Source organism: Nodosilinea sp. LEGE 07298, from assembly GCF_015207265.1.
GTDB lineage: Bacteria > Cyanobacteriota > Cyanobacteriia > Phormidesmidales > Phormidesmidaceae > Nodosilinea.
This window is the reverse complement of the sequence record NZ_JADEXE010000054.1, coordinates 16,806-29,147: the sequence shown is the minus strand read 5'-3', so window position 1 is coordinate 29,147 and position 12,342 is coordinate 16,806. Positions and strand designations below refer to the sequence as shown.

Genomic DNA, 12,342 nt, shown 5'->3' with positions numbered 1-12,342 from the left:
AGTTCAGCGATAGCCTCAAGGTGGGTTTTGAGTTGGGCTGCTTTCTCGGGGGTCATCGGTTAGGTCGCTAGGTCAACACTGGCATCCTCACCTATTTCAACCCTCCTTGCAAACCTGACATGCTCCCGTGGAGACCTGTCTGTGGCGAGGCGATCTGGAAGGAGCCGTTAAGCAGTTCAATGACTGGCCCCATGAACGAGTCGACCGCTTTATCGCCTATCTGACCAAACATCGACACCGTATCGTCAACTACGCCTACTACCAAGCCGAGGGCATATCTATTGGCTCGGGGGCAATTGAGTCAACGGTCAAGCAAATTGGACGTCGAATCAAGATTTCAGGAGCTCACTGGAACGCAGATAACGTGCAACAAGTGCTGCAACAGCGATGTGCTTATCTAAATGGCTACTTCTCAAAATGAGTCTTGCAAGACTGGGATGCACCCCATCAGGGTCGCAAACAACGTGAATCGCCTCGCCATCGCCCTTTTCAGATTCTGGGGCAACCGCTTGCCCGGTGGTGCCACCGGTGTTTTTCTTGGCGATTTGCTTGTCGCGCCGTTTAGCCCATTTTTCAGCTTGGGCGGTGGCGATCGCGATCGCCCGTCCGTCTTCATACCCGTCGCCCAAAAGGGCATTGGCGATATCAATCGCCTTCCGCCGCACCTCAGCGGTCAGGTTTTTCATAGACGTTGGATAGCTGTCGTAGGTCCAGGGCATTTTTCAGCAGACTTGGTATCTTTAGGGCTGAATCTGGGGCTAGAACTGGGCTAGCTTTGGTCACTCACTTAATCATCACGATCGCACAGTCTAAGCAAAAAGGTCACCCGTCTCTAGGGTGACCAGGCCAATAGAGGATTGATCAATCCAATGGCTGAAGCTGAGGCTGATCCCAGCGATCGCTGTTGTAAAGATCGACATAGCGATGGAAGAGCTGCATTGCTGGACTGGCACTTTTCTTCTTCAAGCGCTGGTTTGCCAACTGTTTAGGATGGCGTTTAGCCAGGTGCCGCAGGTAGGGTAAGTCCTCTAGCAGCGTCAGACTCGCCGCCAGCAGCAGAATGGCTTTGAGCAGTTCCCTGGGCCATCTCAAATCGCTAAACATTTGAATGCACAGGTAGTGCTCTTCGCTATTTAGAGGAATGACGCTGAACAGTACGCGAATGAACTTTTGTCTGTAAGCGGGCACTTTTAGCTCGATCTGGTGGGGCGAATGAATAGTCAAATCGACGTCCACGCTGGGATCGCGCCATAGTCTTAAAACGTTGAAGGGTGAGTCAAGCATCGTTTTGAACCGAATTTGCCCCCCTGCTTGAGTTTCGCGAAAATGGCTGACTTTTATCACCTTCAGATTGCCGAGGCTAAAGCGATGAATATCTTCTAGATGCTTGAGGTTGAGCAGGTGATAGATCTGGCAAATGTATGGAAATGGCAATCGGTAGCTTTGCTGAGCGATGCAGTTTGAGTCAAAGGGTAGCGTTTCTGCCTTGACCAGTTCCGTGGCTTTGAATGCGGATGCGTTGGATTTATCTTCGGCCAAACCAATACAGACCCACGCCATCAGTGTAATTAGCCCGATCAAGCAGTAGGATATATCGTGGGCATCTACGGCTGGCTGTGAGAAGGCTGAGAAGCCCCGTTCGATAGCACCATAGATCAGCGCTGGAATTGCTAGCAGCCACAGGCCGTAGATAAAAATATTGCGCTTTAGAGTATCTTCAACGGGCGATCGCTGCTCACTGATGTGGGTCAGATACGCCTGTAGTCTGTCTGGCTGGAACATGTCCATCCCCTTTCCCAGAAGTGAAATAAAAAGAAATACGTTGCTTAACCAAACGTTAAAATCTTTCTTAATGGATCCCCCTCAACCTTTAGAAGGAGATAATTGCTTAATCCACAATCGGGTAGATTGAAAAAATCGCCTAAAATCATCCCTTTGATGAGCTTGGGGCGATTGGTAGTAAGCATTTTCTAGGGCAAGAACCAGCAATAGCTGCCGTCTCAAAGTTCAGCCCAACATCAAACCACGATTAGTTTGCAGACTGCCAACCTTCAACAGCCTGCTCACCATTTCTAAAGTTAGATTTATGCTTCTAAATGCCAGCCTTTTGGCAGAATTATTCCTCTAAATACGTCCCGAACATTCCCAACGGCTTCGGTGACGTAGTAATCACTAGGTCGTTCTGTCAAAACTTCCTGAACCGCCAATTCAGATACTCGTGAAGACAGACCAGGGCAGTGGCTTGAGTTACTTCAATCGTTGAGATGCCGTCTCGGCTTGGTTGACCACTTCGTGGACGCTTAGTTGACGAGAGGCCATTACCTCTTTAAACAGGTCGGTTGAGAGGGCTTGTTCTACTGGGTAGACTCCCGGACGCTTGAGCTGGCCTTTGAGTATGAGTTCGGCGATGCTGCCCGTGCCTAAGCCGGTTGCGATCGCAGCATTTTCATGGGCAAACGTGCTGACATAATGAGCGGCCCTACCCTCCTGCTGCCCCTTAATATCGCATCGCATTGCCACCCCAGTACCGCTAAAGTGATCAGTCACATCGGTCATAGAGTGGCTCACATTGGCCAAAAATTCTACCGTCTGCGGGCTGCGAAGCACCGCTGGCGGCAGCCAGTGGGCCATAGCCCAGGTGGCGTGGTTATAGAAGTCGGGCACCACCCCAAACTTAGTAATTACGCTCTTGACCGGAAAGGTTTCCTGCAGGGTAATAGCTTCGGGCATGTCGTACCAGTAGACGCTGGCGCGACCGTAAGGGGGGGGAAACTCCAGCGTTTCTCGCTCGGTGTAGGGCTTGATTGGCTGCCAAACCCCATTGAGCCATGCTTCAAAGGGGCGCTGCAAACCGATAAACGTTGTGCGCATGACCGTCACCCCGGCCCCACCAGACCCGGCGACGATGTAGCTGAGCTGAATCGACTCGGCCTCGTCTAGAGCTTCTACCCCCTGGCGCACCATACTGTTCGAGATGCCAGGAAACACGCCTGTATTGATCACCGCCGTCACTCCAGCGGCTTCGGCTTCGGGGTGCATAGCCAGGGCTTTGCGGGTAAAGCTGCGTTCGTCGCTAACGTCGGTGTAGTCAACCCCTTGCTCAATACAGGCCCGTAAAACGCCGCCATCTCGGTAGTGGAAGGGGCCAGCGGAATGGACGACCAAATCAGCCTTTGCTACCGCCGCCCGCACCTCCTGATGATTCAAGAGATCTAGCATCTGAAACTGTACCTTGGCCCCCAACCGCTCTAGGGCAGCCATTCCCATCTGAGGATTGCGCCCAGTAATGGTAACTTCGACCGCTTCTGTATGGGCCAAAATGTCGCGGGCAATGCTGCTGCCTATGCGGCCACAACCGCCAACAATAAGTACTCTTTGCATAGTTCGTAGCTAGTATCTACAAGGCCCCTGCCAATGCCGGAAATGCCGGGTAAGCCAGACGGAATTTTCTAATTAAAGCGTAAGAAAGTTTTAGCCCAGCGGCATCAATCCTTGGGCAGGAATGGCTACACGGCTATTTAGATGGTTTCAGCTTGCGCTGTTCAACTAATTTGTCTGCGCAGCAGTTCAGTGCGTTCAGCCAATTTTTCTCCGCCAGCTTCAGCCAATGCCTTCACATACTTGAGCTTGAACTTTTCTAAAGCACTAACCAACCTATGTTCAATATCTTGTCGAGTATTGTGCTGGCTGAGGGCCTGGGCTACGGCCGCTCGCAAATTGTGCTGCAAACGAGCGGTAATTTCTTCCCCTTTTGGGTCTGCCATGCTGGTCGCTATTGTACGATACAGTCCCTGGGCTAAGGAGTGAGATAGGCCCTGTTTAACCTGGGCCGAAAGCTGTTCTAGGCCGGGTAAATAACTGGCTTTAGGATAGCCCGGCAGTTGCTCTAGAGTTTTAGCAATGCTGTGTTGCACCAGGTCTTCAATATCGGGTTGAACCTGGGGCAAGATGTCGTGCACTCCTACGCTGTACAAGCGATTTGCGATCGCGGTCATCTCCTCCTCAGCTACAATTTTAACCGCGCCATTGTCAACATTAGGATCAATCCAAGCGGTCCAATCCAGTAGATCCCCCTGCCGAATAGAGTTTTGCATTTGCTCAATGATTTCAATGCCCGCAATGCCCGCTATATCAGCGCCAACGGTCACAACCACATCGCGCTGCGCCTCAGCCTGCACCGGTTCTAAATTTAGCAGGTCGACCTGATATAACCGCAGGGCGACAGGAATAGTGCGCAACCCACGCCAGAACGGCAGTAGCAAAAACAGATCGTACCAGCGGCGTAAAGCGGCTTCTACCCAGGTCAAATTTGGATGACGTCGATGGGTCATCCGGATGCGGCTGACAATATCAATGGCGAAAACTAAGACGAACGGCAAATCAATTAGCCAGAAGTAATCGACCGGCATTCCCAGGGCAGTGATTTGACGATAGTAATTAGCCTCAAAAAAAGGACGAATTTGACCATTCCAAAAGGCTAACTCTGACTGCCATCCCCGCTGTTCTAGATAATCGGCATTCCAGAACTGATCAAAGGCTACCTGGGCAGAGCGTTGCCCAGTCCTTTCCTGAAGCGTCTGCTGAATGGTGGCCAAAGCATCGTTGCCGTAGGGAGCCGTAAAGCTCGGTTGGGTCATGAGCTGCTGGCTCAGGTTTCGCAGGTCTGATAGCGTCGTTTCTATCTGCAAGGGCTGCGGGGCTGGGGCCGCGAGCTGCTGGGTTAAAGCGTCAACCTGGGCCTGGTAAGCTTCGGTTTGAGGATGGTTGACAATCCCTTTGACCGGGTCATAGACCTGAGCAACGATGGGCAAATATTGTCGGTAGACGGGCCGCAGGCTAATGTAGGTAAGATCAAAAAAAACTAGCCCTAGGTTAATTAGAGCGATCGTTGCGATAATTCGCTCTAGTTTAGGATAGTGGCGCTCGAAGTAAGATCTAAACTTAACCATGGGCGGGAAGAATAATAGTCAGCAGTAGCCAATTGAAGTCAGCAGAAAAACCTGCCCGGAGCATTGTTATCTGGGCTAAGCCATATGTGATAGACCATTAGCTCCTGCCTCTCTAGGCTTTGATTATTGACGCTTACCCCAAGCCCAGCATCAATCTTGAGGATTAGTTATCGGCTGAGCTGACACAGCGTTGGCAGATATCTCTCTAGGCAAAAGGGCTAATGTGCTGCGCCTATACCTACATTTGGGTGGATGAATAATCTGCTGAACTAGGGCTAGATTAAGAGCGATCGCCCCACTCGTACCCCTCAGTTGGCATGCAAATTTTTCTGCAGTTTGTGGGCACTGGGCTTGTTCTAGTGTCGCTGGCAGACATTTTTTTAACAGTGCTGCACCCCCGTTCTGAAAGTAATTTGCTCAGCATGCTGGTAGCGAGGATTGTGTGGGGCCTTTTTAGGGCTGTGGCTCAGGGATTACCCAAGCAGCGCGATCGCATTTTGTCCTATGGGGGGGCAACTATCATTGTCACGCTCACTGGGGCGTGGATATTGATGCTTTTGATCGGGTTTGCCCTAATCGTCTGGCCCGGACTGGGCACCGCTATTCAAATGACCCCAGGGGAAACACCTACAGATTTTGTTACAGCGCTCTACTACTCCGGATTTTCCTTAACAACTTTGGGCACAGGGGACTTAATCCCCACGACTGCCACCTATCGTTTCTTGATGGTCTTGAAAAGCTTTCTAGGATTTTCAATCTTTACGCTGGTTCTCTCCTATGTGCTGGCAGTATACGGTGCTCTGAATAGCCGCAATACGTTTGCCCTAAGCCTGCACCATCGTACCGCCGACTCTGCCGACCCTGCCGAACTTTTACGGCGACTGGCCACTGGCAATGACCTCAGCACCTTAAATCAAAATATTACAGACATTGCCGAAAAACTGATTAGCCTTGTAGAGCTAAACAATTCCTACCCCTTGCTACTTTATTTTCGCTATCGTCAGCCTTACTACGCCTTGGCTAGAATCATCTATCTTGTTATAGACGCAGCCACCTTAACTAAAAGTGCCCTAGATCAAGACTACTACAGCCCTATTATCAACTCTTCAGGAATAGCAGAAATTTGGCACGGCGGACAGCATCTGCTAGACGGGCTGAACAATGCAATTCCAGTCAGAGATAAATTGTCATCTCAAGCACCTAGCGAATCGTTCTGGCGAGAGCACTATTACCACGCACTATAGCAACTTGAATCTCAAGGGATCAAAACTACCCGTAACCCCGAATCAGGCGCTGACGCTTATGTTTCAATGCGCCATCAGTGGGCTGTAAACCTAGATAAATTGATCGCCTACACTGATTATCGTTCGAGCCAAATCTGTAAGTGACCTTTCTCGTCGCAAATTCTGTTCGCAAATTCGACTTCCATTTCAATTCAAAAGCTCAGATTCAAATAAAGCAGCCTGATAGAGGCACAGGCGCAGCCAAGCTAGCAACTTTAAGGCCTCTCAGCGGCTCAATCAGAGGGCAGGTAAAATTTGACACATATTGTGTCTCTCTCAGGGTAGATCTCTCAAGAGAGAGGCTTTGCTATGGTTTTGAGGCAGCCCCGACAGTAAGTTCCAATCCAGGGCCTGAGCTGTTTTAGGCTCATAGTTTCTGTATCCCCTCAAGAAAAGCTTCAACCTATGCATGTTGCAGTTTGGCCTGGTAATGTCTATCCGCTCGGAGCCACCTGGGACTATAAAGGAACGAATTTTGCTCTGTTTTCTGAACATGCCACTGGGGTAGATCTCTGCCTGTTCGACAAAAATGGCGAAGAAACCCGCGTTCCGCTGACTGAGGTCAGCAACTTTGTGTGGCACAGTTACTTACCCGGTATTGGGCCAGGCCAGGAGTATGGCTACCGAGTGCACGGCCCCTATGCTCCCCACGAAGGCCACCGATTCAATCCCAACAAGCTGCTGATTGACCCCTACGCCAAGGCTATCTCTGGAGAAGTTGGCAACGGCCCGGAAATCTTTGGCTACGACTGGGAAAGCTCTGAGGAAGACCTCTCCTTCTCAGACCTCGACAGCGCTTCTCTGATGCCCAAGTCGGTGGTAGTCGATGAAACCTTTGACTGGGAAGACGACACCCTGCTGCGTACCCCTTGGCACGAAACTGTCATCTACGAGTTGCACGTTAAGGGGTTTACCAACCTGCACCCCGATATTCCCGAGCAACTCCGGGGTACTTACGCGGGGATGGCCCACCCGGTTGCCATTGAGCACCTGCAGCGGCTTGGCATTACGGCCGTTGAGCTCATGCCTATCCACCACTTTCTTTCGCAGCCTGGCCATTTAGTAGATAAGGGCTTGCGCAACTACTGGGGTTATGACTCTATCAATTTCTTTGCGCCTTTCTCGGGCTATAGCTCTAGCGGCGTTTTAGGCGAGCAGGTTGCAGAGTTTAAAGAGATGGTGAAAGCTCTGCACCAGGCGGGCATTGAGGTGATTTTAGATGTGGTCTACAACCACACCGGGGAAGGTAACCACTTTGGCCCTACCCTTTCGCTGCGCGGCGTAGACAACGTTAGCTATTACCGTCTGGTAGAGGACGATCCCCGCTACTACATGGATTTCACCGGCTGCGGCAACTCGCTGTACATGCGCAGCCCTCAGGTGCTAAAGCTGATTATGGACAGCTTGCGCTACTGGGTTAGCGACATGCACGTAGACGGCTTTCGGTTTGACCTGGCCTCGGCTTTGGCTCGGGAACTGTACGACGTAGATCGGCTGTCGGCCTTTTTCGATCTGATTCACCAGGATCCGGTACTGGCCGGAGTGAAACTCATTGCCGAGCCCTGGGATGTGGGCATGGGCGGTTACCAGGTGGGCAACTTCCCGGTCAACTGGTCAGAGTGGAATGGCAAGTACCGCGACACCGTGCGCGACTTTTGGCGTGGTCAAGACGAGACGCTGGGTGAGTTTGCCTACCGCCTAACCGGCAGCCCCGATCTCTATTTTCAAATGAATGGTCGCCAGCCTAATGCCAGCATTAACTTTGTGACCGCCCACGACGGCTTTACCCTCAACGACCTGGTTAGCTACAACAACAAACACAACGAAGACAACGGTGAAAACAACCTCGACGGCGAAAGCAACAACTCTTCCTGGAACTGCGGCGAGGAAGGGCTGACCAGCAACCCCGAGGTGCTGAAGCTGCGAGAACAGCAGCGGCGCAACTTTTTGACCACGCTAATGCTGTCTCAGGGGGTGCCCATGCTGCTGGGAGGCGATGAAATTGGCCGTACCCAGCTGGGCAACAACAACGGCTACTGCCAAGACAACAAAATCTCGTGGTTTGACTGGCACCTGCCCGAGGGCAACGAAGACCTGATCAACTTTTGTCGCGAGCTGATTTATTACCGCAAGCAGCACCCGGTATTTCGGCGGCGCAAATGGTTTCAGGGGCAGGCCATCCACGGCATTGGGGTGACCGACATTAGCTGGCACAACCCCGATGGCACCGAAATGGCCCAGGATCAGTGGGATATTGGCTATATCAAGGCGATCGGCGTGTTTTTGAATGGCGACAAAATTCCTAGCCCCGGCAGTCAGGGAGAGCGCATTAGCGACAACGACTTTTTAATGTTTTTTAGTGCCCACTACGAAACTATTGAATTTCAGCTGCCGGAGATGTTTCGTGAGTACCAGTGGCAGGTAGAAATCGACACGAAGGAGCCTCGATTTGTGACCGAAGAGCGGATCTTTACCAATGAACAAACAATTCCGGTGGCGGCGCGATCGCTGATGGTTTTGAAGCGTCTGTAGCGATCGCGCTAGGTCGCAGAAGACTGTGGGGTCACCAAGCTGCCTTGACAACGGGGGCAGAGACCAAAGAACTCTAGCGTATGGTAGAAAATTTTGAACTGATGGGCCTGGTGCAAGTCTTTTTCAAGGCTGTGAACCGGGCACTCGTCAATGGCGATGGTAATGCCGCACTGCAAACAGGTGAGGTGATGGCGGTCTTCCTGAGGCAGGCTGTAGAGGGCCTCGCCCGAGGGTAGGGTGCGCATTTGCACCGCCCCTTCCAGCTTGAGGGCATCCAGCGCCCGGTAAACTGTGGCCAGGCCCGTAGTGTTGCCGTCTTGTCGCATTTCCACGTAGAGATCTTGAGCTGAAATAGGCTTACTTAACCTCTTTAAGACGGTTAGAACTTTCTCTTGACTGCGGGTGCGTCGTACCATGCTGGCTCACTTGTACTGCCTCAAGTTTATCAACTGAGCGATGCGGTAGGATGAGGGGTGTCAATTATTATGATTTTCTCTGCTTTTGGAGTCTGCCGTGCCCCAGTACAGCGCCCGCATCTACGTCACCCTGCGCCCCTCGGTTCTCGATCCGGCAGGGACGGCAGTACAGTCGGGCCTGGCCCACATGGGCTACAGCAACGTAGGGCCAGTTCGCATCGGCAAGTACATCGAACTCACCCTAGAGGCCGACTCTGAAGATGCCGCCAGTCAGCAGCTCGATCGCATGTGCGATCAGCTTTTAGCCAACCCGGTGATCGAGAATTATCGATTTGAACTGCAAACGTTAGCTACGGTTTAAGGGGGTGTTCCCCGTGAAAACGCAGTTGGCCGTAATTAGTAGAGACAAAAGTAGAGACAAAATGAATCGCGTCTCTCCACCTATTCACCCATTCCCCCAAACGCACCATGAAATTCGGCATTATCGTCTTCCCTGGAGCTAACTGCGATCGCGACGTGGCCTACGTGACCCGCGATGTGCTTGGCCAGCCCACCCGCATGGTCTGGCACGAAGACAGCGACCTAGACGACCTGGATGTAGTGGTGGTGCCAGGGGGCTTTAGCTACGGAGATTATCTACGCTGCGGCGCGATCGCTCGTTTTTCGCCAGCTATGCAGGCCACCGTCGAGCACGCCAACCGGGGCAAGCCGGTGCTGGGCATTTGCAACGGATTTCAAATTTTGACCGAAGTGGGGCTGCTGCCGGGGGCGCTAATGCGCAACCGAGATATGCGGTTTATTTGCGATCGCGTGCCCCTCAGAGTTGAGCGCACCAATCTGCTGTGGACGGCAAACTACTCCACTAACCAGGTCATTACCCTGCCCATTGCCCACGGTGAGGGCTGCTACTACGCTGACGCGGCCACCCTGGCCGAGCTAGAAACCAACAACCAAGTTGTATTTCGCTACTGCGGCCCCGATGGGGCGGTAGATGCCAAGTACAACCTCAACGGCTCACTGGGCAACATTGCGGGCATTTGCAACCGTCAGGGCAACGTGCTGGGCCTGATGCCCCACCCTGAGCGGGCGTCTGACACGGTGCTAGGTGGCGTCGATGGGTTGCCTCTGTTCCAAAGCCTGGTACAGGCACTGGTAGCCGCTTAGAAACAGACTTCGTCATGGCTTTAGAAAAAGTGCTTTATCCAGGGCACAAACTTCACACGAAACCTCGTCACGGCCATTAAGCTGGGTACACTTAACTCTCAAGGAACCTGCTTTGGCCTGGGCATCGTCATGGGCTGAAGCAGGTAGCCTGCGGGCTGTCGTTGTGATCAGCCGTTGCTGTGTTGTGCTGAGTTAAACGCCTAGGCCAAGGCTGTAGGAGAGACCCCATGCCAACCTCTGACGAATGGCTCGGTAGCGCCCTGGCCTACCGCTCTACGGTGTATGAATATTGCCAGCTGGCCTTGCGTCCCAGCCTTGATCGGGCTGCCGCCGAGCGCATGGGCGAAATTTTGCAGCGGGCCGAAGCAGAACCGCTGCTTAACCTGCTAATCGACGAAGCCGATCGCCTGGTGGCCCGGCTGCAGCCCTGCCTCTGCGAGCAGCACCTATACCAACAACAGCAGCGGCTGCGGGGGGCGATCGATGCCCTGTGGGTGAACGAACTGCTGGCCACTGCGGGCAGTCGTTAAGGGCTTGGCTTTTGGGGTTACTCCAGGCGATCGCGCTGCGGCAGCCAGCTGCTAACTACGCCAATCGCAAACGCTAGAAGAGCCAGCGGTAGAACGTTAAAGCGAGCCTCGGCACCGTCGGCCTCATTACGCCAGCTCAGCCACATAAAGGGCTCGTTGCCAAGGGCAAAAGACGGCGTGTTGAAGGTTTGCAGCACCGCCGGCAGAGTTATAAACAGCAGCACTATCGTGACTAACGTCAGGAAGAAAATTGTCAGAAACCGTACCATAATCTTGACTCTCTATCGATGCACTCCAATTGGCCAGTTCATCCTTCATCGTGGCTATATTTCCTCGGTTACTTTAGGTGAATGCCTTAACCAGGAGCGCGCGGTCGCTAGCTAACCCAGTCAGTTGTGTAGCAATCGCATGATTGCTTTATCCTGAGCTAGCTAACCAGTGCTGTACGCCTTTTGAGGATGATGGTTGTGCTCATAGTGGGAGATCGTAGCTTTACAGGCATCTACCCTTTGGCTGCAAATATCGCTACGAGTGTCTCGACCAGTGGGCAATCGTTGACATGGGTACCCTCTGTGGCGGGCTAAACGTAGGTTCTATCCCAAGGCCCAGCGACATTTCCGTCTTCTGCCGTCGCCGTAAAGCGCTGGCTGGTGCAGGTATGCTGCTATCGATCGTGCGATCGCGGCGATTTGGCAGCGGTGCTAGCAGCGTTTCGAGAACATCAAAGCTCGACCATTTTGATTACCGAGAGCGATCGCACCGCCCTGTCACTCTGGGCGATCGCGGTGCGATCGCCAGTGGTTGATTAAAACAACAGTCCCAGAACGAGCAGCGCTAGCAAAAAAATCTTTAGAAACTGCGCCATAGGCCGTTGAATGCATACCGATGAAAACCGACTCTCGTTGGATAGCGAAGAAGACGTCTGTAGCTATGGTCGAGTATTTTAACCGTGCGAACATCTTCCCTTTGACAGCAAATGGTCTACCTTGCTTTGCGTGAAATTCTGTGTTTTCCGTCATCTGTGGCAGGCTAAGAGCAGATGACACCCGAGGCTACATCACAATGTCTTCTGCCACTGTTCGTCAAAAGCGCTGGCTGGTGCAGGTATGCCGCCATCGATCGTGCGATCGCGGCGGTTCGGCAGCGGTGCTAGCAGCGTTTCGAGAGCACCAAAGCTCGACAATTTTGATTGTCGAGAGCGACTGCATGGGCCAGTGCAGCGCTGGGCCAACGGTGAAAGTCATGCCCGGCAATACCTGGTACTGCCGAGTTACCGCTGAGGATGTGCCGCGAATTGTGGCGCAGCATTTAAGGGGAGGGGAACTGGTGCGCGATCGCCTCCACCCCCGCTTTCATCCATCAGACCCATTCACCTAATACCCAATCTCACTGGGCACAGACAGCCTTGTCACTCAGCTGACTACCTCGCATGTCCAGCAAAAGCTTTATTTTTCAATCCGCTACCAGC

13 protein-coding genes and 1 pseudogene are annotated in these 12,342 nt (G+C 52.7%); 8 read left to right on the top strand and 6 right to left on the bottom strand.

The features are described 5' to 3' along the window. Positions 1-121: 121 nt before the first annotated feature. A pseudogene (locus IQ273_RS10055) lies at positions 122-421 on the top strand (ISKra4 family transposase); the annotation flags it as partial. On the opposite strand, the gene IQ273_RS33600 reads toward IQ273_RS10055, so the two are convergent. The 4 genes from IQ273_RS33600 to IQ273_RS10035 form a co-directional block, all read right to left on the bottom strand. Continuing rightward, complete coding sequence (locus IQ273_RS33600) at positions 330-686, bottom strand: hypothetical protein (protein ID WP_228052717.1); 357 nt, start codon at positions 684-686, stop codon at positions 330-332. The pseudogene IQ273_RS10055 and the gene IQ273_RS33600 overlap by 92 nt on opposite strands. Before the next feature lie 175 nt (positions 687-861). Further along, complete coding sequence (locus IQ273_RS10045) at positions 862-1,782, bottom strand: hypothetical protein (RefSeq protein WP_194023033.1); 921 nt, start codon at positions 1,780-1,782, stop codon at positions 862-864. Positions 1,783-2,247: 465 nt separating this feature from the next. Next, positions 2,248-3,381 carry a saccharopine dehydrogenase family protein gene (locus IQ273_RS10040; RefSeq protein WP_194023032.1) on the bottom strand — a complete coding sequence of 378 codons (1,134 nt, stop codon included), beginning with the start codon at positions 3,379-3,381 and terminating at the stop codon, positions 2,248-2,250. Positions 3,382-3,542: 161 nt separating this feature from the next. Continuing rightward, positions 3,543-4,949, bottom strand: a complete 1,407-nt coding sequence (locus tag IQ273_RS10035; protein ID WP_194023031.1) for a hypothetical protein — start codon at positions 4,947-4,949, stop codon at positions 3,543-3,545. Positions 4,950-5,266: 317 nt separating this feature from the next. On the opposite strand from IQ273_RS10035, the gene IQ273_RS10030 reads away from it, so the two are divergent. Then, positions 5,267-6,193, top strand: coding sequence for a potassium channel family protein (locus IQ273_RS10030; RefSeq protein ID WP_194023030.1), 927 nt, complete (start codon positions 5,267-5,269; stop codon positions 6,191-6,193). Positions 6,194-6,637: 444 nt separating this feature from the next. Then, positions 6,638-8,764 carry a glycogen debranching protein GlgX gene (glgX, locus tag IQ273_RS10025; protein WP_194023029.1) on the top strand — a complete coding sequence of 709 codons (2,127 nt, stop codon included), beginning with the start codon at positions 6,638-6,640 and terminating at the stop codon, positions 8,762-8,764. 8 nt (positions 8,765-8,772) lie between these two features. Here glgX and IQ273_RS10020 read toward each other — a convergent pair whose 3' ends face one another. Then, on the bottom strand, positions 8,773-9,180 hold the full coding sequence (locus tag IQ273_RS10020; protein WP_194023028.1) for a Fur family transcriptional regulator: 408 nt from the start codon (positions 9,178-9,180) through the stop codon (positions 8,773-8,775). Between the two features lie 97 nt (positions 9,181-9,277). Between IQ273_RS10020 and purS the strand changes: the two genes are divergently transcribed. The 3 genes from purS to IQ273_RS10005 all read left to right on the top strand — a co-directional run bounded on the left by purS (position 9,278) and on the right by IQ273_RS10005 (position 10,874). Next, positions 9,278-9,541, top strand: a complete 264-nt coding sequence (gene purS / locus IQ273_RS10015) for a phosphoribosylformylglycinamidine synthase subunit PurS (RefSeq protein WP_194023027.1) — start codon at positions 9,278-9,280, stop codon at positions 9,539-9,541. A 107-nt stretch (positions 9,542-9,648) separates the two neighbouring features. Further along, on the top strand, positions 9,649-10,344 hold the full coding sequence (gene purQ, locus IQ273_RS10010) for a phosphoribosylformylglycinamidine synthase subunit PurQ (protein WP_194023026.1): 696 nt from the start codon (positions 9,649-9,651) through the stop codon (positions 10,342-10,344). 227 nt (positions 10,345-10,571) lie between these two features. Next, on the top strand, positions 10,572-10,874 hold the full coding sequence (locus tag IQ273_RS10005; protein ID WP_194023025.1) for a hypothetical protein: 303 nt from the start codon (positions 10,572-10,574) through the stop codon (positions 10,872-10,874). A 17-nt stretch (positions 10,875-10,891) separates the two neighbouring features. Here the strand turns inward: IQ273_RS10005 and IQ273_RS10000 are convergent, their stop codons facing one another. After that, the gene (locus IQ273_RS10000; protein ID WP_194023024.1) at positions 10,892-11,143 is read right to left on the bottom strand and encodes a hypothetical protein; all 252 of its coding nucleotides are present in this window, start codon (positions 11,141-11,143) and stop codon (positions 10,892-10,894) included. Positions 11,144-11,433: 290 nt separating this feature from the next. On the opposite strand from IQ273_RS10000, the gene IQ273_RS09995 reads away from it, so the two are divergent. Together IQ273_RS09995 and IQ273_RS09990 are read left to right on the top strand one after the other, a co-directional pair. Then, complete coding sequence (locus IQ273_RS09995; RefSeq protein ID WP_194023023.1) at positions 11,434-11,679, top strand: hypothetical protein; 246 nt, start codon at positions 11,434-11,436, stop codon at positions 11,677-11,679. A 257-nt stretch (positions 11,680-11,936) separates the two neighbouring features. Continuing rightward, positions 11,937-12,251 (top strand): ferredoxin, encoded by a 315-nt coding sequence (locus IQ273_RS09990; RefSeq protein WP_194023022.1) that lies wholly within the window; start codon positions 11,937-11,939, stop codon positions 12,249-12,251. The last annotated feature ends 91 nt before the right edge of the window (positions 12,252-12,342 follow it).